This is a genomic window from Blastomonas sp. SL216, from assembly GCA_026625625.1.
Classification (GTDB): domain Bacteria; phylum Pseudomonadota; class Alphaproteobacteria; order Sphingomonadales; family Sphingomonadaceae; genus Blastomonas.
Genome location: CP113055.1, coordinates 1,491,088 through 1,512,759 on the forward strand (window position 1 = coordinate 1,491,088; position 21,672 = coordinate 1,512,759).

At 64.5% G+C, this 21,672-nt stretch carries 19 protein-coding genes; 1 reads left to right on the forward strand and 18 read right to left on the reverse strand.

Annotated elements, in window-relative coordinates:
• Nucleotides 1-14 precede the first annotated feature (14 nt).
• The 4 genes from OU999_07115 to OU999_07130 form a co-directional block, all read right to left on the reverse strand.
• Nucleotides 15-4,334, reverse strand: a complete 4,320-nt coding sequence (locus OU999_07115) for a hypothetical protein (GenBank protein WAC24947.1) — start codon at nt 4,332-4,334, stop codon at nt 15-17.
• A complete protein-coding gene (locus OU999_07120) occupies nt 4,315-6,138 on the reverse strand; it encodes a hypothetical protein (GenBank protein ID WAC25373.1) in 1,824 nt (607 codons plus the stop codon). The genes OU999_07115 and OU999_07120 overlap by 20 nt, the downstream gene beginning before the upstream one ends.
• 342 nt (nt 6,139-6,480) lie before the next feature.
• The gene (locus OU999_07125) at nt 6,481-8,463 is read right to left on the reverse strand and encodes a heme-binding protein (GenBank protein WAC24948.1); all 1,983 of its coding nucleotides are present in this window, start codon (nt 8,461-8,463) and stop codon (nt 6,481-6,483) included.
• A gap of 95 nt (nt 8,464-8,558) precedes the next feature.
• Complete coding sequence (locus tag OU999_07130; GenBank protein WAC24949.1) at nt 8,559-9,914, reverse strand: multiheme c-type cytochrome; 1,356 nt, start codon at nt 9,912-9,914, stop codon at nt 8,559-8,561.
• A gap of 304 nt (nt 9,915-10,218) precedes the next feature.
• Between OU999_07130 and OU999_07135 the strand changes: the two genes are divergently transcribed.
• Nucleotides 10,219-10,896 carry a cyclic nucleotide-binding domain-containing protein gene (locus OU999_07135; protein ID WAC24950.1) on the forward strand — a complete coding sequence of 226 codons (678 nt, stop codon included), beginning with the start codon at nt 10,219-10,221 and terminating at the stop codon, nt 10,894-10,896.
• Nucleotides 10,897-10,973: 77 nt separating this feature from the next.
• On the opposite strand, the gene OU999_07140 is transcribed toward OU999_07135, so the two are convergent.
• The 14 genes from OU999_07140 to ctaD form a co-directional block, all read right to left on the reverse strand.
• Nucleotides 10,974-11,570: a fasciclin domain-containing protein gene (locus OU999_07140; protein WAC24951.1), complete on the reverse strand. Its 597-nt coding sequence runs from the start codon at nt 11,568-11,570 to the stop codon at nt 10,974-10,976.
• 26 nt (nt 11,571-11,596) lie between these two features.
• Entirely contained in the window at nt 11,597-12,382 is a 786-nt protein-coding gene (locus OU999_07145) for an SDR family oxidoreductase (protein ID WAC24952.1), read from the reverse strand.
• Entirely contained in the window at nt 12,379-12,762 is a 384-nt protein-coding gene (locus tag OU999_07150) for a dihydroneopterin aldolase (protein ID WAC24953.1), read from the reverse strand. Before OU999_07150 ends, OU999_07145 begins: the two co-directional genes overlap by 4 nt.
• A 170-nt stretch (nt 12,763-12,932) precedes the next feature.
• Complete coding sequence (locus OU999_07155) at nt 12,933-13,829, reverse strand: class I SAM-dependent methyltransferase (protein ID WAC24954.1); 897 nt, start codon at nt 13,827-13,829, stop codon at nt 12,933-12,935.
• A 10-nt stretch (nt 13,830-13,839) separates the two neighbouring features.
• Nucleotides 13,840-15,255 (reverse strand): threonine synthase, encoded by a 1,416-nt coding sequence (gene thrC / locus OU999_07160; GenBank protein WAC24955.1) that lies wholly within the window; start codon nt 15,253-15,255, stop codon nt 13,840-13,842.
• A gap of 66 nt (nt 15,256-15,321) precedes the next feature.
• Nucleotides 15,322-15,828, reverse strand: a complete 507-nt coding sequence (locus OU999_07165) for a GNAT family N-acetyltransferase (protein WAC24956.1) — start codon at nt 15,826-15,828, stop codon at nt 15,322-15,324.
• 17 nt (nt 15,829-15,845) lie between these two features.
• A complete protein-coding gene (locus tag OU999_07170) occupies nt 15,846-16,433 on the reverse strand; it encodes an SURF1 family protein (protein WAC24957.1) in 588 nt (195 codons plus the stop codon).
• Nucleotides 16,430-16,822, reverse strand: coding sequence for a DUF983 domain-containing protein (locus OU999_07175; protein ID WAC24958.1), 393 nt, complete (start codon nt 16,820-16,822; stop codon nt 16,430-16,432). Before OU999_07175 ends, OU999_07170 begins: the two co-directional genes overlap by 4 nt.
• The gene (locus OU999_07180; GenBank protein WAC24959.1) at nt 16,815-17,327 is read right to left on the reverse strand and encodes a DUF3291 domain-containing protein; all 513 of its coding nucleotides are present in this window, start codon (nt 17,325-17,327) and stop codon (nt 16,815-16,817) included. Before OU999_07180 ends, OU999_07175 begins: the two co-directional genes overlap by 8 nt.
• A 19-nt stretch (nt 17,328-17,346) precedes the next feature.
• The gene (locus OU999_07185) at nt 17,347-18,162 is read right to left on the reverse strand and encodes a cytochrome c oxidase subunit 3 (protein ID WAC24960.1); all 816 of its coding nucleotides are present in this window, start codon (nt 18,160-18,162) and stop codon (nt 17,347-17,349) included.
• A 43-nt stretch (nt 18,163-18,205) separates the two neighbouring features.
• Nucleotides 18,206-18,781, reverse strand: a complete 576-nt coding sequence (locus OU999_07190) for a cytochrome c oxidase assembly protein (protein WAC24961.1) — start codon at nt 18,779-18,781, stop codon at nt 18,206-18,208.
• On the reverse strand, nt 18,778-18,936 hold the full coding sequence (locus tag OU999_07195; GenBank protein WAC24962.1) for a hypothetical protein: 159 nt from the start codon (nt 18,934-18,936) through the stop codon (nt 18,778-18,780). The genes OU999_07190 and OU999_07195 overlap by 4 nt, the downstream gene beginning before the upstream one ends.
• A complete protein-coding gene (locus tag OU999_07200) occupies nt 18,933-19,847 on the reverse strand; it encodes a heme o synthase (protein ID WAC25374.1) in 915 nt (304 codons plus the stop codon). The genes OU999_07195 and OU999_07200 overlap by 4 nt, the downstream gene beginning before the upstream one ends.
• A gap of 150 nt (nt 19,848-19,997) precedes the next feature.
• Entirely contained in the window at nt 19,998-21,665 is a 1,668-nt protein-coding gene (ctaD, locus tag OU999_07205; protein ID WAC24963.1) for a cytochrome c oxidase subunit I, read from the reverse strand.
• Nucleotides 21,666-21,672: the final 7 nt, after the last annotated feature.

Below are 21,672 nucleotides of genomic sequence, written 5' to 3' on the forward strand. Positions count from 1 at the left end.
ATTGCTGAAGCGGCCTATTGCCCCTTGGCTGCCAGCATCGCCGGGCGCGGGCCCAGCCAGTCGGCCATGGTCACGGTATCGCTGACCTTGTAGGGCCTGCCCGCCTTGTTGAGGAAAAGCTTCTCCATTTCCGAGCGGGTAAAGGGACGCGAGCCCAGACGTCCGAAGATCGCCATCTGCCCACCCGATTCATCGACCCCGCGGTCACGGTCCAACCCCTTGGCCACCGCCAGCGCCGCCGATGGCGTCCGCGCCCAGGCGATCAGATCGGGCCTGGGATCGGGCGAGAAGCCATAGAAATTCGGCTGGCTGGAGGGCGATGTCAGCTGCAGCACCTTCATGCCGTTGCGACCATCGGCGACATAGGCGAACAGCGTCGCGTTGGTCGACCCAACGATCACGTCCTCGGCATCGTTGAGCTGGCCGCCAGCATTGTAGCGCATATATTCGCGCGGGGCCTCCGGGTTGGTCATGTCGAGGATCACCAGGCCGTCCTGCTTGGCAGCGACATAGGCGAAGGTGCGGGCCAGGTAGAGCTTGCGCGCATTGGCCAGCCGGAAGGTGCCCGAGGGCACCGCCACCGGCGCTTCCAGCCGGGTGATGTCGAACAGCTTCACGCCTTCGGCATCGGTCACCCACAGGTAACGGAACTGCACCGCGCTCGCCCGCGCATCGGTGAGCGGCAGGACCGCCATCAGCTGCGGGTTGAGCTTGCTGTAATCATAGTCGCGCGGCGGATTGGCCGGGACGGGATCGGACAGCCGCACCACGACAAGCCCGGCATCGGCGGTGATATAGGCATAGTCGCCCGCCAGCGTGATGTGCCGCGCCCCCTTGAGCACATTGTCCGGGTTCCAGGTCAGCGTGCGCTTGAAGAAGTTGTTGCGGAACTCGCCATCGGCCAGCGTGTCGATGTTCACCGCGATCAGGCCTTCGACGCTGTCGGTGACAAAGGCGTAATGATAGACCGCGTGGAACGGCTGTTCCTGATTGGCCTCGCGCATTTCCGGCGTGTTGCGGCTGGGCGCAATCGGCTGGGTCGTCGCGATCGCCATGCAGGTCGCGTTGGTCGTGTCGACATGCGTGTCATGGCCGAGCGACGAGAATGGTGCGCGGATGATGCGTTCGGAAAAGCCCTTGTTCCCGATCGAGGCGATGTCATAGGCGCGGAAACCGCCCTTGCCTTCCGCGACGAACATGTACTCGCCGCGGTTCTGCAGGCAGTTCACCGCGCCATCGGTGCCCTGCACGACATTGGCAAATTCCTCGCGCGCCTGCGTCTCACCCGACAGGCCATCGCTGAAGATCGGGCCACGCGTCCAGTTCTTCAGCTCGCGGCCATTATCCTCGACATGCTGCTTGTAGTAATCGGGATAGGCATAGCGGTGCAGATACGATCCGATCACCGCCTGCGGCTCGTCCCATTCGGTGACGCGCACCGCCTCGAAGCCGCCTTCCAGACCGAACCAGCTGTTCAGGCCGACAAAGTTGACGAAATTGGTGCCGAGCAGCAGCAGCTGCGACATCACCGCGTTATTGTCGTTCGCCTCGCTCAGGTGGCAGTCGGTGCACTGCTTGGTCTCGGTCTTGCGCACGGTGTGCGGGAAGTGCGGTGCGAACGCCTGGGACGAGAAGCCCGGTGCCGAGATCGGCGGCTGCTGCACATAGATGCGCTCGCGGTTGATGTTGGTCGACGACAGGATCAGCGCCGAGGTCGAGCGGATCGGGGCGATGATGTTGCCCTTGCTCGTCTGGTGACGGCCGATCTGGAACATCTCGTCACGCGCGACCTGCGGGTTGTAGGTCGCATAGTTGCGCGTCTCGTCTTCCTCGTATTTGTGGACCTTGGCCTTCCAGTTGGCCTCGATCGGCAGGTGACAGCCGCCGCACGAAGTCGTCCAGCTCAGATGGCAGGTGAAACAGGCCATCTTGTCGGTATCGTGCGCGCGGTTCTCCTTCGAGACCGCGAGGCCAAAGCCGTATTTGCCGGTTTCCGCGCCCTGCTTGGCCATCAGCTTGGAGCGCGCGGCCTTGGGGTTGAAATCGGGGCTGTCGGGATTGACCGCATCCTTGACCAGGCTGACCTTCCACGACAGTTCGGGATCGAGCACCGAGCGCTGGATCAGCACGCGCCGTCCGGTCGCATCCTTCATCCATTCGAAGCGCCGCTGGCCATCGGGATTGCGGATCAGCGACAGGTTGTTGCCCTTGGGCCGCGCCGCCAGGTTCGAGGTGAACAGCGTCGGATAGGCATCCGCGGTACCGTGGCAGTCCTTGCAGCCGATCTCGACCGCATTGGCGACTTCGCCATAGATCAGGCCGTTGCCGTGCCCGTCCTGGCTGAAGTGACAATCGACGCACTGCATGCCGAGCTCGGCATGAATGTCCATCATGTGCACGGCCTTGCCGGGATTGGTGCCGACGGGCACGAACTTGCCCTCGCCTGCCTTGCGGAATTTCTCCGGATCGTCGGGCGAGACCATGTTGGCGGTATCGGTGCCCCAGGTCGCCATATTGCCTTCCGCGTCGAGCAGATTGCCCTTGCGGTCGCGCTTCAGGATCGCGCGGAAGTTCCAGCCATGGCCGTGATAGTCGGCAAACTGGGTGTCCTTGGCCTCGGTATTGAGGTCATAGACGTTGCGGACGAAATCGATATCCGACCACAGACCGCGCGGCGATGCGCCTTCCGGGTTGCGATCGAGCGTCGCGCGCACTTCCTTGGCGGTCGGATAATGCTGCTTCTTGTAGATGCGCTGATAGTCTTCTTCCGACATGCCCTCGGGCTTGGGCGCACGGTTTTCCGGCCCCGGCCACAGCAGCGGCGCGTCGGATTCATAATCCCACATCGTGTAGCCGAGATAGCTGTTCAGGAAGATATTGGGCTGGTGCATGTGGCAGTTCATGCACTGAGCGGTTGGGATCGCACGGGTGAAGGCGTGCTTGAGCGGATGGCCCTTTTCCTTGAACGCGACCTTCTCGGCATGCGCATCCTTGGCGCCATGGCCATCGCCGCGGCCGTGCGACGCGCCATGCTCGCCTGCGCCTTCGGCCAGCGTCGTGCCATGATCGCCGCCATGGCCCGACTTGTGCTCGCCGCCATGCTCTTCGTGATGCTCTGCCGCGTCATAATCGCCATAGCGACCCGGGCGCTTCTGCCCCTCGGTCAGGCTGTTGATCGTCGGGTCATCGGTGATCGTCTGACCATCGCGGCCATATTTGGCATAGACCAGGCTGTGGCGCGGTTCGCGGTCATTGGCGTACACCACATGGCACGCCGCGCAGCCCGATGTGCGATAGTCGCCCGGCTGGTCGTTGGTGCCCATCTGCCACAGGAACGGATCGTTGAGGCGGGTCTTGTGGATGTTCAGCACCGGAATGGCGACACGCAGTCCGGTGCCGGGTCCACGGTTGGACTGCTTGAGGTCGGGACGGCCAGGCTCTTCGAGACGCTGGATGATGCCGACGCTGTTGGGCAGGCCGATTTCCGGGAAGGTGGGGTTGATGTTGCGGCCGCCGCGTTCGAACACGCGGAAGATGTCGCCCGGCGGAATGATGTGCCAGGTCGGCAGCGGGTACATGACCGGCAGCGCGCCGCGCGCCTTTTCCGCCTCGGTCACGGTGCCGTGCGCTGCGCCCGGCTCGGTCGCGGCAGACTTGATCATCGCAGGCTTGCCGTCGCGAGTGAAGCTTTCACCGAACATGTAGTTCTTGAACGGCACGATGCCGTTATTATAGGCCGCGCCGCCCCACAGCATCGCGCCGGTCGCCATCAGCGAGCGTTCGGATGCCTCGATGATCTCGATATGGCAGGCGCCGCAGGATTCGCGCACCACGCGGTAATCGGACGGATTGACGAAGCGGATGAACTCGGGCGCTTCCTTGGCGAGCAAGGCATAGGAACGCTGCGGGTTGGCCGAGCTCGGCCATTTCCACGCCACCGGATATTTGGGCAGGACGTGGCTCTTCATCAGCGCGTCCTGATAGGGCAGGCTTTCGCGGCCCCATTTGTTGTCGCCCATGATGGTCGCATCGCCGCCATGGCAATCGGTGCAGCCCAGCACCACGGCGGGCGATGCGTGCATCGTCTTGTGGTCGCTGGCGGTGTGGCAAGACTGGCAGCCTGCGCTCTTGGCGTCGGCCTCTGCCCATTCCTGGTTCTCGGGTGCGGGCGGCGTGAAGGTGTATTTGACCTTCTGCGCTTTCTCCTTGCCCGAGGCGAGCAGCTGATCGGCGGGAAGCGCAGCAAAGGTGACGAGCAGCAGGCCCGTCAGCAGCAGCTTCCAGTTGAAGGCGGGCATGACGCCGCGCAGCCGGTCAGTACGCCAGGATCGCATTGAAAAGCACCGAATAAAAGAGGTCTGACTTGCCCGATTGGGTGAACAGGTCGCGGAAGCCGCGCGAAGGATCGAAGATCGCGCCCGAAAGGCGGAACACCAGATTCTGGTTGGCATTGGGACGCCAGATCGCCGCCGCCGAAACATCCCAGCCAATCGACGCCGGGATAGTACCCTCCTGGCGCAGCGCCTCAAGTGTATCGGTCTTGTGGAACCACAGATGGTTCACGTTCGCCGACAGCCGGGTCGTCGTGCTGAGATCGAAATCCGCGCCTGCACCCAGCAGCACCGTGCCGGGATTGTTGAAGTTCGACTGGCCTTGCTCCTTGGACGAGCGCAGGTTGTTCAGGATGCCATTGCGGGTGTTGATACCGACCGCGCGGCCACCACCGGCAAAGGGGATGACCTGGCGGATCCAGTAGCTGGTATCGGCCCCGGCAAAGATCGGGTTTTCGAAGATCGCGTCGAACCCGCCCTCGGTATCGTTATACGGATTGCCATCGCCGCTGGCGAACAGGCCCTGCAGTCGGAAGCGCGCCCAGTCATTGTCATAGCTGATTTCGGCAGCGCCGAAATAGCTGCGGATATCGGCCTTGCGGCTGGTGAAGAAGCTGTTGCGGTCCTCGCCGAACGCGCCATAGGCCTGGCCGGTGATGTTGATCCGCCCGATGCGGCCATCGACCGCATAACCCAGATACACGACATCATATTCGCGGCTGCGCAGGTCGCCGAGCAGCGCCGGGCGCACCGGGAAGCCGTTATCGTCGATCTTGAGCTCGCGCCCGCCTTCGCGGTTCATGTTGTACGTGACCGAGACCTGGCTGGTCAGGCCGACAATCGGAAAGTCCTGGCGATAGACGTTGGCGAAGAACACCCAGTCGTCGCGCGGCGTATCGACGATGCTGTTGAGGCCCGAATTGGTGTCCTTTTCCAGCCGCCAGAACGCGCCCAGATTGAACTGGAAGCGGTTGTTGTCGCGGTTGCCGAACAGGCGGATGCCGAGCTGGTTGTCCTGGAACAGGAAGCCGCGGAAATCGGCCTGCATCGGCTGCACGCCTGCGCGAAGCGAGATGAAGTCGTAGCGCGAGCTGTCATATTTGCCGAGGTGGTAGTCGATAAACGCTTCCTGCACGCCGACAAAATGGTCGGTACGGTGCGTCGGGCGCGACGGTTCGACGAACAGGATGCGCCGTTCGTTTACATCGACATAATTGACCTGTGCCGCCAGCACGAGGCGATATTCGATCGCGGGCGGCTTGTACGCGGTCTCGCCCTTGAGCAGCGAGAACCCGGCGATCACCGTCTGGGCCACCACCAGCGAATCCGCACGCCCGAACACGTCCAGGCTGTCAGGGCGAGAGGTCGTCTGCACACCGACGGGCGTCGGGAAGCTGCGCGGCTCGATCACCGTGTCGGACACGACATTGGCGATGAAGAACCAGTCATCCTCCTTCAGGAAACCGGGGCGCTTGCCCTCGGGCAAGGGCCGGTCGCCCTTGAGCACGTTCTGGTGATAGGGGTCGAGCTTCGAGCGACAGACGTTCGAAAGGTTCGGGTAAAGCCCGTAGATCGACTGATCGCCGCCCTTGGTCGGGCAGAGCGAGGTGACGATGCGCCAGCGATCGGGCACCGGGAACTCGTCGGTCGGGAATGCCTCGGGTGCGGGCGCGCGGACGGCCCCCGGATTGTCCTGCGTCACCCGGTCAGGCAGCTTCTTTTCGAGACCGGGACGGCGGCGGTCGTCGATCAGCGCCTCATCGGCATCGATGGTATCACCATCGCTGGAGGACGGCGCGGGCGGCATCGCGCCCGGTGCCGGGGGTGCTTGCTGTTCGTCGGTCAGCAGCAACTCGTCCGCGCCCGCACCGGCGAAGAACAGGCTGTGGTCGCCCATCGCCCGCGGCGAGCTCAGCCGATGCGGAACGGGGGCCATCACTCGGTGCGAAGGCGCAGGCGATGCCGACGCGCTCGACTTCGCGATGAGGCGCTCCAGCGCCATGCCCCGGCCCAGATCGGCAGCCACCAAAGCCGCGACAGCGGTCTGCGGCCCCTGATGCAGGACTGTGCCGGAAACCGGCTCGCCATGCTCAACGCCAGCCCCGGCGAAAGCCATGATCGGGATAAGGGCGACGAGCGGCACGGCCATTTACAGACCCTCGCAGACGTTCTGGGTGTTGGTATCGAGGAACGGCGCAAACGGGCAGCTGACATAGCGCAGACGCACCTGCGCGCTGCCGACATTCACCACCACCCGGTCGGCGCGGCGATCATTGGCGGCATTGCCGACCCCGCCGACGCGCTGGCCGCCATTGTTCAGGCCCAGAAACGCGACCATGTCATCCTGGTCGATACCGTCGCCCGACACGCCGATACCGCCGATCAGCGTGTTGCCACGATAGATCGGCACACCGCCGGGGAAGATCTGGATGCCGTTTTCCAGCCGGTTCTGGCCCTGCACCGTGTCAGGCAGCGCGGTGCAGCGCTGCGCGGTATCGGTGGGCGAGGCCCCCGCGACGAACTGCGCGTGCTGGATGATGTTGGCCGCCACGAGCTGCACCTGCAGGCCCACGGCAAACGGGTTGAAATCGTCGATCGGGCGCGAGAGCGGGCCCGGCGGACGGCCAAGCTCGCCATCGGGGAAATAGGGCCGCGCCAGATTGCCGACGCTGCGGTTGCCATAAGCGAAATTGCCGGTCAGCGCGTTGGGATCACCCAGAAAGGTGCGCATCGCCTGAACGAACGGCGCGACGCCGCCACCTGCCGCGAGCAGGTTGGCCCCGGCCTGCGGGTTCGAGAAGAACATCGCCGTGCGCGCCTTTTGCAGCGACACATCGGTGCCGAAGATCGGCGCATCGGGCGAACGGACGATGCCAAGCACCTCGCCATGCGTATCGACCACCGAGATCGTCGCCTGCATCCGGCTGTCGAGCGGGCGGCGGATCTGGGCGCGCGCGCGGGTGAGCACGGTGAACGCCTCTTCCAGGATCGCACGCACCTCGGCCGCAGTCAGCGGCTGGGTGACCGAGGCGGTATCGGTGCCGGCACGGATCGGGAAGCGCGGATTGCCCGCGCCATCGGTGAGGATGAAGGCGTCCGTATTGGCGAACTCGGCCGCGCGCGCGGCGCGGATGCCCGATGCTTCCGTACCATAAGGCGTACCCGCGATGATCGCGGCGCCATTATAGCCGCGCACCGCGATTAGGCTGCCGGCGCTGCCGTTGATCGCCGCGAAATTGGTCGAGACCGCACCGATGTCGCTGGCCAGGATATCGCTGAACCGCAAGGTGGTGCCGTCCACCGTGATACGGTCGGCGCGGATGGCTTCCGGCGCGGCAAAGCTCTGGGTTCCGGCAAAGGCGATCGCCTCTTCCGGATCGATATCGCGGTCGAGGATATTGGGATCAAAGCCGTAATCGCCATCGCCCATCACGCCGATCGCGCCGACGACGACGCCGTTCTTGTAGAGCGGGAGACCACCGGGGTCAGCCGCCAGGCCCAGCGGCGAGCGCTTGGGACCGATGAACGCGCTCGCTCCGCCCGCCGACTGGAAGCGCGCCGACAGGTCGGAGCACGGCAGCTGGCTGAACTGCACGCCGAACAGCGGACCGCTTTCAAGACCGCGGGTCGAAGGCGCGGGCGGGAAATGCTGCTGGACGATCTGGCTTGCCGTACGCGACGAAAACGCGTTGCCGCCGCTCGAAAGATAGGCCCCGGTGACCGCCTTGGAAATGGCGGCCATTTCCGCCGGCACATCCAGGCCCTGCGCGTCGATGGTCGGGCTGTTCAGGCCCGCCTCGGTCATCGCGCTGGTGCGGGCCAGCGCGCGCGCGCCGTTCATGCGGAAGACCGCAAGCACATTGCCGACCCGGTCCACGACCGCGATCACCGAAGGCAGGTTGCGCCGCTGCGCTTCGCTCACCGCCTGGGCGATCACCTGCTGCACTTCGCCCACGGTCAGCGCTTCCTGCGCCGGGGCGGTGAAATTGCCACCCGCAGGCGGCGGGGTGGGATTGGGCGTCGGGGTCGGGCTGGGCGCAGGCGTGGTGCCGCTGCTGTTGCCGCCCCCGCAGGAGCTGAGCACCAGCGCCATCGCGGCCAGGGATGCCGTTACCTTGCCAATTCGCATCATGCGACAATACTCCGCACCGATGCGACCCGGCCTGACATCACTGAACCAAACTCACCAAAACGTCCCACTTTGGTCATCTCCCTGCCCAGCCGGTCTTATTGCAGCGACCGGATGGTCCGCACTGCTCCGCCGAGGGCCCGGCGGAATTCCAGCGGCTTGTAGGCATTGGGCTCAGCCACTGCGGCATAGGCCTGGTTGATCTGCGCCCGTAGCGAGGTTGCGGCGCCCCCCGACACCTGACCTTGCGTGACCAGCCCGCTCAGCAGCGTATCGACGGCCATCACTGCCTGAACGCTGCCCTCGTAATCGGTGAAGCGCGGAGAAATCGCCTCGCTGGCGATCGATTCCATGATCGAGAAGGTCTGCGCGCGGCTGAAGTCGGTGCGGCTGAACTGGTCAGCCAGCGCCATCGCGGTCTGGCGCAGCCGGTTGGCCGCCTCGACGGCCGGACCACGGCCCTGCGCCATCGCGGCGTGGAAAGCGCGCGCCTGGGCTTCATATTGCGAAGCCATGCCCGGCGCTGCGATCCGCACCGCTGCCGAGAGCATGATCATGTTCTCGTCATTATAGGGCGGCATGCCCGACGGGATCGGACGGCCAGGGTTGGAAAGCTTGGCCGGACGCGCGTCCTCCTCGTCATAGATGCGGCGGTGGCAGCTATGGCAGTCGAAGAAATAGAATTCGGGAAACACGCCTTCCTGGGCCAGGCCAGGCTTGCCGAACAGGCTGAGCGAACGTTCCAGCGCGATCGCCTGGCCCACCGCCCACATGCGCATCGAATTGGGCTTGCCCTTGCGCTGGCGGTAATCGGCATCCTCGTCATGATGCTGGGTCAGCGTCGAGAACAGGTCGAGCTCGAACGAGATGCGCGGATGGCCCGCCGCCATGATGCGGTGGTTGACGAACTGGCCCGGCGCGTCGTTGCCCAGATGGCAATCGAGACACACGCCAGCGCGCGCCTGCGCACTTTCGAGCGGGATCATGCCTTGCGAGACGTTGCGCGCATGGCTGGTGCCGGTGGCATAATGGCTGGAGAGCCAGCCCGAGGCGGCACCATGGCAGGCTTCGCAGCTGACGCCATCGCTGACCTGGAAGCGCGCGCCCTTGGCCGCAGCCGGAGTCGAGTGACAGCCCAGGCAGATCGCTGCCGACCGCGGATCGCCGATGCCCAGCTTCTTGCCGATCGCCAGGCTGCGCGGTTCGCCCAGCACGCGGAAGGCGCGGCTGTGCGCGCCACCGGGCGTCGATTCTTCCTGCCAGCGCCACAATTCGTCCTGACGCACGACTTCGCCATCGGCCTCGTTGCGGCCATGACAGGTCGAACCCGCGCAGCTGCCCACGCCCATATGCGTGCCGCGCGCGGCGGTGCTGGCCGCCTGTGCCTCAAGCCGGTCGGCGGCTGCGAAATTCGCGATGAAGAAAGCGCCGATCGCCAGAGCAAGACAGGCCATGCCCGCAATTGCGGCACGGATTCCACCCACGCGTTGAACGGCCCAAAGCCATGAATTGTGCATCGTCGCTTTTACCCCCGGCTCCGTGAGGAACCGGCCCCCGATAGACTAACGATGCGACCCCTTAGTCTTGTCTTGCCTGCTCTTATCGCCGGTTCGCCTGCCAGTTTCAAGGCAATCCTTTAGGAATGCGCGCAAAAATCTGCGGCCCCTGCCAGCGGGCCCGTGCTGCCCCTGCCCTGCGCCAAGCTTGCCGCAACGCAGCATATTTGCCATGGTAACCGGCACATAGGGAGGCAAGGCAATGAAGCTGGGCTTGGGATTTTCAGATGGCGCATGGCTTGGGCATCTGTCGTTCATGATCCTGGCGGTGGCGCTGATCGCGCCGCCCATGCCGTGGATGCGACTCGGCATCGTCCTCTCGGCCATTCTGGGCCTGACCTATGCGCTGGGCTTTGCCAATGATCTGGGGTTGGCCCTGTGGTTCTTCGTGCTGCTGGTGATCGGCGCATCGATGCTGCTGCGCTATCTGATGGCAGAGCGCAATTCGCGCTTCTCCGCCGAAGAAGAGGCGCTGCGGGCGAGCTTCATGAGCGAGATGAGCCGCGCCGGTGCCCGGCACCTGATGGACCAGGGCAACTGGATCACGGGCCGCGAGGGCGAAGTGCTGATCAACGAGGGTGAGGCGATCAGCCATCTGTTCTACCTGCATGAGGGCGAGGCGGAGATTTCGCTGCACGGCAACCATGTCGGCACGGTCACCAGCGGCGACCTGATCGGCGATGCGACCGCGCTCAGCGGCGAGCCTGCCACCGGCACCGTCAGGCTTGCCAGCGACAGCCGCTTCTGGTGCGTCTCCGCGCCCAAGCTGCGTCAGTATCTGGAACTGCACCCCGATGCCCGCACGGTGATCGAGCGCCAGATCAACCATGCGCTCGACCGCAAGCTGCGTGCCGCCAATGCGGCGCTGGCGGGCGGCTGAGCGTTTCGCCGCATTGCTCACCAACGCCCCTGCCCTGACGCAGGTGGGGCGAGCAACCCAGCCGGAGAGCCCGCGCCTTATTCCTGCGGCGAGAGCACCTGGTCGATCACATGGACCATGCCGTTGCTCGCGGCAAGATCGGTCTGGTGCAGCGATCCGACATCGCCGCTGGCATCCGCCAGCCGCACCTGATCGAGCTCGATCGATGCGTTGAGCTTCTCGCCCTGCAGCGTGATAAGCTCGATGCTGCCCCCCTTGTCGCCGATCTGCTTGCGCAGGTCCGCCACGGTCAGCCGCCCCGGGATGACGTGATAGTTGAGCACAGCGGCCAGCCGCGCCTTGTTCTCGGGCAGCAGCAACTCGGCCAGGGCATCGACACCCAGCTTGTCGAACGCGCCATTATCGGGCGCGAACACCGTCATCGGCTTGTCGGCGGCAAGCGCCGCGCCGAGGTCCGCCGCCTTGATCGCACGGGCGAGCGTCGACAGATCGGGATTGCGCAGCACCACCTCGTCGACGCGCAGGATCGCATCGGGCTCGGCAGCGGCTTCGTCCTTGACCTCGAGGCTCGCGGGATCGACGCGTTTGACCGGATCGCCGCCGCCGTCATGGCTGCCGCAGCCCGCGACCGCGAGAGTCAGCGCCAGAAGGGATGCAGTGGCAGTCAATCGCATGTCGGTCTCCAGTGTCGTGCGCGGGTTCAGGCTTGGTCCTGCTTGTCCATGAAGACAAAGTCGCGCTCCATGCTCAGCATATGGGCACCGCCATCCACGAAAAGCAACTGGCCGGTGATGGCAGGCTCCTGCGCAAGGTAACGCACCGCGCGCGCAATGTCTCCCGGAGCCGACAGCCGATGCAGCGGCATGCGCGCGGCAAGCCGGGCCATCTGCGCATCGTCATAGTCGCTGGTGGCGAGCGTCAGGCCTGGTGCGACGCCGTTCACCCGGGCCCTGGCACCAAAGGCGCGGGCCAATGTGCGGATCGATTCGGCGAGCGCCTGTTTGGAGAGGGTGTAGCTCAACTGGTCGCCATTGGGGTTGCGCACCCGCTGGTCGATGATCTGGACGATCGAGGGCACCCTCCCCTCGCCCGCCCCGGCCACCACCGCGCGCGTCAGCAGCATCGGCGCGAACAGGTTGACCGCGAAATGATCGGCCAGCATCTGCGCCGACATGCTCTGCCAGTCGTCATAATCGAACAGCGACGCATTGTTGACCAGAAGGTCCGGCGCGCGGCCGAAATGCGCGGTCACCTGGTCGATCAGGGCCTGCGGGGCAGCCGGATCGGACAGGTCTGCGGCAAAGCCCGCCCAGTCGGTCGCCTCGGCTGCCAGCGTCGCCGCCAGTTCCGGTTCGGGTGTCAGGTCGCTGCGCCCATGCAGCGCGATGGCATAGCCGGCGCGGGCCAGCTCCATCGCGATGGCCGCGCCCACCCGGCGAAAGCCGCCGGTAACCAGCGCCAGCGGGGCAGCGACCGGGCGGCTCACCTGCGCGTCCGCGTCAAGGTGATGCCGATCGACTCGCCAGCTTCTGCAATCGCGAGCTTGATGATCTTCACCTTGAGCCGCCAGATGCGCGGATCCTGCAGGAACAGCGTGTCGATGACATGATCGGCCACCGCCTCGATCAGCGTAAAATGCACGCCTTCGGGCAGCGCGGTCGAAGCTGCATGCTTGAGGTCCATATAATTCTTCGACGCCGAAAGCGGGGTATCGGGCGCGTAATGATCCTGAGCCAGCATCTCCGCCCAGATGGTGAAGCGCAGCGGCTGGGGCAGCTTGGTTTCCTCCGAATAGATGCCGGTCAGGACGTTGACGTCGAGATCGGCGATTTCGAGGATCAGGCTATCGGGAGTGGTATCGGTCAAATGCTGGGCCTATTTCCGTGTAGTTCAGGGTTCGTCACCCCCGCGATGGCGGGGTCCGGCAATTCTTCACCGTCAGCGCGAAAGCGGGATTCCCGCGTTCGCGGGAATAACGATTGATCTGTCCAAATGTCAGCGCGCGTTGGCAAATTGCGCGGCCAAGCGCAAGTGTTTCACCCGTTCGACCAGCGCGCGAAGATCGCGGTGGGCAGCAGCCGCCCGCCCGATTGTTCGCGCACCGCCAGTTCGCCGATCTCGATCCTGCCGGGCAGATCGGCAAAATGCGCCGCGAGCAGTTCGCCCAGCGCCAGCGCCGACATGCGCACCGCATAGACGGTGAGGAACAGGCAAGCCGACTGTTCGTCCAGCAACCTGCGGCAATCGGCGATCAGCGCGGGCAGATGCTCTTCCAGCTTCCACACCTCGCCTTCGGGGCCGCGCCCGAATTTGGGGGGGTCGAGCAGAATCGCGTCATAGCGCTTGCCCCGGCGCACCTCGCGCGCGGCGAACTTGACGCAATCATCGACCAGCCAGCGGACCGGCAGCGCTTCCATGCCCGACAGCGCCGCATTGGCGCGCGCCGCTGCGACCGATTTCTTCGACGCATCGACATGGGTGAGTTCCGCGCCCGCCGCGGCCATCGCCAGCGTACCGACGCCGGTATAGCCGAACAGGTTGAGCGCCCTGGCGCGCTTCTCGCCCGCATGCGCCGCGATATGCCCGCGCAGCCAGCGCCAGACCGGGTCCATGTCGGGGAAGAAGCCCAGATGCCGGAACGGCGTATTGAGGGCAGTGAGCTGCACCTCTTCCCAGGCGAGCGGCCAGCCATCGCGCGGAACGTTCGGCTCCAGCTGCCAGCGCCCGCCGCCATCCTCGTCCGATCCGGGGATGAACGCGCCGTCGGCGTCCCAATCGGGCAGCCGCGTCGGCCACATCGCCTGCGGTTCGGGGCGGATGAAGCGATAGGGTCCGTAAGCCTCGAACTTGCGCCCGCCGCCGCTGTCGATCAGCGTGTAATCGGCGCGTGGCTCGCCGATCATCAGCAACGGTTGCGGGTCAAGCTCGGCCATCGCGCGGTGCTCAGCCCTTCGCCGGAACGGCGCGCTCGGCGATATAATCGCGCACGGTGATATAGTCGCCGGGCAGCTTGTCGAACCGTTCGGCACGCTCGAACAGGTCGCCAACCCGCGCAGGCAGACGCGGACGCAGGCCGGTGGCGCGCTCGACCGCATCGCGGAACTTGCTGGGATGCGCGGTCGCCAGCGTGACGCAGGGAATCGCGCGGTCGATCACGCCTGAATCCTGCAACCGGTGGGCCGCGCCCAGCCCGATCGCGGTATGCGGATCGATCATCTGCCCCGCCTCGTCCCATGCGCGGCGCATCGCAATGCCCATTTCCTCGGGGTCGATGCGCGCGCTGGAGAACAGCGCCTCGGCCTGGAGGCGCATCTCGGGCGAAAGCTGCATCGCACGGGTCGCTTCAAAACCCCGCATCCGCGCAGCCGTCAGCCCGCCATCGCGGCCTTCGAGATCGAACAGCAGCCGCTCGAAATTGGAGCTGACCTGGATGTCCATCGACGGTGCCGCGGTGGGCGTGACGCTGCCTGCCGAATAGTCGCCCGCGCTGATCGCCCGGTGCAGGATGTCGTTGACGTTGGTCGCAACGATCAGCCGCGCCACCGGCAGCCCCATTTGCGCAGCGACATAGCCGGCAAACACATCGCCGAAATTGCCGGTGGGCACCGAAAAGGCGACCGGGCGGTGCGGCGCGCCCAGCTGCAGCGCGGCGGCGAAATAATAGACGATCTGCGCCATCAGCCGCGCCCAGTTGATCGAATTGACCGCCGACAGCGAGAAGCGACCGGCGAAATCGGGATCGCCGAACATGCGCTTCACCATCGCCTGCGCATCGTCAAAGCTGCCGTCGATCGCGATATTGTGGACATTGGGGGCGAGCACCGTGGTCATCTGCCGCCGCTGCACGTCCGAGACGCGGCCATCGGGGTGGAGCATGAAGATATCGACCTTCTCGCGCCCGGCGACCGCATCGATCGCAGCCGATCCGGTATCGCCCGAGGTCGCGCCGACGATCGTCAGATGCGTGTCGCGGTTCGACAGGAAGCGTTCGAACAGATGCCCGAGCAGCTGGAGCGCCACATCCTTGAACGCCAGCGTGGGGCCGTGGAACAGCTCGAGCAGCCAGTTGCTCTCATCGACCTGGGCCAGCGGCGTTACCGCCTTGTGCGAAAAGCGCCCATAGGCCGCCTCGCACAGACCGTGCAGCTCGGCCTCGCTCAGGCTTCCGGCGACAAACGGGGCCATGATCCGCACCGCCAGCTCTACATAGGTCAGCCCGGCCATCGCAGCAATCTCTGCATGTGTGAATTTCGGCCAGGCGCGCGGCACGTACAGCCCGCCATCGCTTGCCAAACCTGCCAGCGTCACGCCCTCGAAATCGAGCGCCGCGGCTTCCCCCCTGGTGCTGATATAGTCCATGGGGTGGACCCGTTAGCGGTCCTGCCCTGACCATGCAACCGGCGCGTTACAATCCGCGCGCCCCGCTCAGTCCTCTTCGGGGCTTTCGTAGAACATCAGCACCGCCGGACCTTCGGGCGTTTCGATCAGCCCGTGCTCAACAAAGCCGGCGTTGACATAGGCGCTGCGGGCACGCTGGTTGTCCGGATCGGGATCGATGCACAGCACGCGCACCCCTTGCGCGGCGAGCTGCTTGGCCAGCATCGCCAGCAGTTTTGCACCATGGCCCTTGCCGATCAGCGAGGGGATGCCGATGAAGCAATCGACCGCGCGCGCACCCTGGGGCAGGTCCTGCAGATGCTTTTGCGGCCAGGCATGGACCTCGAAATGCTGGATATAGGCAATCGGATGGCCATCGAGCATGCCGATCAGCTGCACCATGTCGGGATTGTCCATATCCTCGACGATCAGCGCAAGCTCATGCTTGGGGTCGCCCCACCATTGCTGGACCTCGGGAGTCTTCAGCCATTGCTCGAGCATCGGCAGGTCCGAATGGGTGACCCGGTGAAAACCGTAAAAATGTCCGCCCAGCATGGTCTCTCCTTACGGCGTCATGCGGACGATGGGGATCGCGTCCGCCTTGCGACTGCCAGACCATATATAACGGCAGCGATGGCCGCGAATAAAAACCATTGTACCGCATAGGCCCAGTGGTTGTTCGGAATATCCTCTGGCGAGGGCTTCTGTACCGGTCCCAGGCCCGCAACCGGCGGCGAAGCAACCAGGCGGATCAGGTGCGTGCTATCGGGCGCGATAACGCCGCTGACGGGCCCTCCCCGCCACGCCGGATCACCCGGGCGCTGAGACCATCCGGCGACCACCTGTGCCCCCGGCCCTTCGGCCCCGGTGCGGCAGGATGCGATATGCACCCAGCCCGCTGCGCCGCTGGCGCTGCGCCCGCTCGACGAGCGCCAGCCAGTGACCTCGAGGCAGGTGACGCCTGATCTGCGGTAGAGCGGCAGCGCGTCCGGATCGGGCACTTGCGGCCAGCTGATCGCGGGCCTGTCGGCGGCGCTGGCATATTCGGCCAGCAACGCCTCTTTCCAGGCCATGCGCTGCATCTGCCAGACTCCCAGGCCGATCATCACCGCGATGGCGATGCCGACGATCAAAGTGGGCCAGAAGGGCAGTTTTTTCACGTTTCGTCCTTGCCAGATTCGTCGATCCGCCCCTCGCGCACCTCGGCGCGCGCCTCGTGGATCAGCATCGCCGCCTTCGACACGCGCAGCGACAGGATGACCAGCGCAAAGGTCAGCGGCACCCAGAGCAGGACATGCACCCAGAAGGGCGGGCTCGCCTTGACCTGAAGCACGACCGCAAGCGCGGAGACCAGCGCGCCGATGACGAGGATCAGGAACGCCGCAGGGCCATCGCCGACATTATAGGCCGAAAAATCATGGCCACAGGCACGGCAGCGGGGGGCGAAGCGGACCCAGCCGGCAAACAGCGTGCGCGCACCGCAGGAAGGGCATTCGCCAAAAAGGGCAGCCTGGATCAGCGGCGATCGCGGGTTCGTGCCCTCAGGCACGCCCGATGCACCAGGGATCAGGTTTCCAGTCGACCGGAGGCATCGCCGTGCCGGGATGCGGGAATTGCTGCTTGAACGTGAAAGCGTGCGGGCTGGGCCCGAACCGGTCGAGCCGCCACAGCGCAGCGAGCCCTTCATCAACCCCGGGAATGTGCCCCGCTGGCACCCACCAGAGCGCTTGATAGGCGCTGTCCATCCGCTCGATCCACTCGCGCCGACGCGCCATCACCGGCGTGTGCGCGCTGCGGTAGACGAAATCGAACAGGCTGGCAGGATCGCGCCAGACCGACATGTTGACCACGAACCGCGGATCGGGAGTCGGCTGAAGATCCACTGCGTTGCCGCTGTCGCTCTGCAACCGCCAGACATAGCCATCGGACTGCTCGGCAATGGCATTGATTCCATCGAGCATATTCATGAACCCGGCTACGACCGGATCCTCAGGATGCGCGATCAGCCGGGCGACATTTATCTGGGCGATATGCCAGCCGGGCTGATCGGTCATCACTGGTTACTCGAAACTATCAGTGCGTCGCAGCGCCCCAGCCACCCCAGACATAGATGACCAGGAAGAGGAACAGCCACACCACGTCGACGAAATGCCAGTACCAGGCAGCCGCTTCGAAACCGAAATGCTGCTTGGGGGTGAAGTGGCCCTTGTACGCGCGCACCAGGCAGACGATCAGGAAGATCGTGCCGACCAGCACGTGGAAGCCGTGGAAGCCGGTCGCCATGTAGAAGGACGAACCGTAGTTCAGATCCTTGAACGGGAACGGCGCGACCGAATATTCATAGGCCTGAACGCAGCTGAACACGGCGCCCAGCAGGATCGTCAGCCACAGGCCCTTGATCAGGCCGTCACGGTCGCCGTTGATCAGCGAGTGGTGCGCCCAGGTGACCGTGGTGCCCGAGCAGAGCAGGATCAGCGTGTTGAGCAGCGGCAGTTCGAAGGCGTTGAGCACTTCGACGCCCTTGGGCGGCCACACGCCGCCGATCACGTCAGCGGTCGAGGGGAAGAGCGAGAAATCGAACCAGGCCCAGAACCAGCCGACGAAGAACATGACTTCGGAGGCGATGAACAGGATCATGCCATAGCGCAGGTGCAGCTGCACCACCGGGGTATGGTCGCCGGCATGGGCTTCCTTCACCACCTGCGCCCACCAGCCGTACATCGTGCCGATCACACCGGCGAGACCGGCGTAGAAAACGATGCCCGACTTGTCCATGCTGTGCATCCACAGAATGGCGCCAACCGCCATGACAAGCGCCGCCATCGATCCGGCGAACGGCCAGATGCTGGGGGGAAGAATATGATAATCGTGGTTCTTTGTTCCGGCCATCTCTCTGGTCCCCGTCGTCCCTTAAACGTCTTGTGCTAAGCCCTTAACTGCCCTTTTTCGCCTGGTCCAGCGGGTAAAAGGTGTAGCTGAGGGTAATCTCTTCGATATCCTTGGTGTCCGGATCGGTCAGGATCGCGGGATCCACATAATAGATCACCGGCATCCGCACCTTCTCACCCGGCGCCAGCGTCTGCTCGGTGAAGCAGAAGCACTGCACCTTGGCGAAATAACGCCCGGCCTGGGTCGGCGTGACGTTGAACGTTGCGGTCCCGGTCACCGGCTTGCTCGACAAATTGGTGGCAGTGAACGCCGCCATGTCGCGCGCGCCGATGGTGATCTTTTCGGTCGGATTTTCCGGCTTGAAACGCCACGGAAGCGCCGAGGACACATTCGAATCGAACCGCACTGTGATGACCTTGTCGGTCACCGCAACCTTGGCTGCATCCGCTTCGCTGACCTTCATCGTCGTGCCACCAAAGCCGGTCGCCTCGCAGAAGATGCGGTAGAGCGGCACGGCAGCATAGCCCAGGCCCAGCATGGCCAGCGCCAGGCTGAGCGCGATGATCCCTGCCCGCCGGTTGCGGCGCGCCATGTCGGGGCTGATCGCAGCGCTGCTCATCCCCACACCCCGATCTTCACGATGGTGATGACATAGAACAGCACGCACAAGGCGATGAGGATACCGGCCATGAACAGCGCGCGGCTGCGCTGGCGGGCGCGCAACTGAGCGAGCACTGCAGGATCGCTGAAATCGGGGGTCGGGCGATCGGTCATGCCGCGATCACCGGAACCACCGCGCGGTCGACGACCACGGCGGCAAAGATCAGGAACAGATAGACGATCGAATAGGCGAACAGCTGCTTTTCGGGCTTGAGCGCATCGCCCTCGCCCGCCGTGCGGAAACCGACGCGCGCAGCCAGCGCCACGAAGATTGCCGACAGCACGAACGCGCTGATGCCATAGGTCCAGCCGACCAGGCCCAGTGCGGCGGGTGCCATCACGGTGGCGAGCAGCACCAGCGAATAGCCGAACACCTGATGGCGCGTGGACTTTTCACCCGCGACATTGGGCATCATCGGAATGCCGACGCGCGCATAATCCATCTTCACGAACAGCGCGAGCGCCCAGAAATGCGGCGGGGTCCAGAAGAAGATGATCGAGAACAGCAGGATCGGCAGCATCGTGACATCGCCGGTCACGGCGGCCCAGCCGATCACCGGCGGAAACGCCCCTGCCCCGCCACCGATGACGATGTTCTGCGGCGTGTTGGGCTTCAGCCAGATCGTGTAGATCACGGCATAATAGAAGACCGAAAAGGCCAGGATCCCGGCGGCGAGCCAGTTGACCGCCAGCCCCATGATGACGACCGAAAAGCCCGACAGCGCCAGGCCGAACTGCAACGCAGCCTCACGCTCCATGCGCCCGGCAGGGATCGGACGGTTGGCGGTGCGCTTCATCAGCGCGTCGAGATCGGATTCGTAATACTGGTTGAGCGCGGCGGCACCGCCTGCGCCCATCGCGATGCACAGGATCGCGACAAAGCCGATGACCGGATGGATATGGCCCGGCGCGGCCAGCAGGCCGCACAGGCCGGTGAACACCACCAGACGGATCACGCCCGGCTTGGTCAGCGCCCAGAAATCGCGCCAGTGCGCGGGCATAAGCACGCCCTGCTGGGCGGCCATGGCTCCGGTCTGCGCCTGAATCTGCGGTACGGCTTCGGTCATGCTCATGTCGGTACCCATATGGCAAACCCCTCGCCGGCATGGTGAGGGGTGCCGGGCCGGTTCGGGTTGCCCCTTACCGGCCCTGTCGGAGTTGCGAAGCTGCTGCGATCACTTGATGACGGGCAGCGTTTCGAACTGGTGGAACGGCGGCGGACTGGACAGGGTCCATTCCAGCGTCGTTGCACCTTCGCCCCAGTAGTTGCCTTCCGCACGACGACCGGCAACCAGCGCATAGGCGATGTTGATGAAGAAGATCAGCATGCCGGCGGCCATGATGGCGTAACCCAGCGAGGCGATCTCGTTCCAGTAGGCGAAGGCTTCCGGATAATCGGGGTAGCGACGCGGCATGCCCTGACGGCCCAGGAAGTGCATCGGGAAGAACAGAACGTTCACGCCGACGAAGAACACCCAGAAGTGCAGGTGGCCGAGCAGCTCGCTATAGTGACGGCCGCTCATCTTCGGGAACCAGTAGTAAAAACCGGCGAAGATCGAGAACACCGCGCCCAGCGAGAGCACATAGTGGAAGTGCGCGACCACGTAGTAGGTGTCGTGCATGTTGTCGTCGACGCCGCCATTGGCGAGAACGACGCCGGTGACGCCACCAACGGTGAACATGAAGATGAAGCCCAGCGCCCAGACCATCGGGGTCTTGAAGGTGAGCGAACCGCCCCACATCGTCGCGATCCACGAGAAGATCTTGATGCCGGTGGGCACCGCGATGACCATGGTTGCGGCGGTGAAGTACATCTTCATGTTAACCGACAGACCGACGGTGAACATGTGGTGCGCCCACACCACGAAGCCGACGACGCCGATGGCGACCATGGCATAGGCCATGCCGAGATAGCCGAACACGGGCTTCTTCGAGAAGGTTGCGATGATGTGGCTGATCATGCCGAATCCGGGCAGGATCATGATGTACACTTCAGGGTGGCCGAAGAACCAGAACAGGTGCTGGTAGAGAACCGGGTCACCACCGCCTGCGGCGTTGAAGAAGGCCGAACCGAAGTTGCGGTCGGTCAGCAGCATGGTGATGGCAGCGGCCAGAACCGGCAGCGAGAGGAGAAGCAGGAACGCGGTCACCAGCATCGACCACACGAACAGCGGCATCTTGTTGAGCGTCATGCCCGGAGCGCGCATGTTGAAGATGGTGGTGATGAAGTTGATGGCACCCAGGATCGACGAGGCACCGGCAAGGTGCAGCGACAGGATGGCAAGGTCAACTGCGGGGCCAACCGAACCGCTGGTCGACAGCGGCGCGTAGACCGTCCAGCCGGTACCAGCCCCCAGGCCCGAACCGCCGGGCACGAAAGTCGAGCCGAGCAGCAGCAGGAACGCGGGGATCAGCAGCCAGAACGAGATATTGTTCATCCGCGGGAAGGCCATGTCCGGCGCGCCGATCATGATCGGAACGAACCAGTTGCCGAAGCCGCCGACCATGGCGGGCATCACCATGAAGAACACCATGATCAGACCGTGCGCCGTGATCAGCACGTTCCACATGTGATAGGCCTGGTCGAGCGTGGCTTCGCTGCCCTGCATCATCGTGGCCCAGCCCTGCAGATACTGCACGCCGGGCTGCGCGAGTTCCATGCGCATCAGGCCGGAAATCGCACCGCCGATGATCCCCGCGACGATCGCGAAGATCAGGTACAGCGTACCGATGTCCTTGTGGTTGGTCGACATGAACCAGCGCTGGAAAAACGCGGGCTTGTGATCGTCATGTGCATGATCATGGTCATGCAGATCGGCCGGATTGGCTGCAATCGTGGTCATGGTCTTG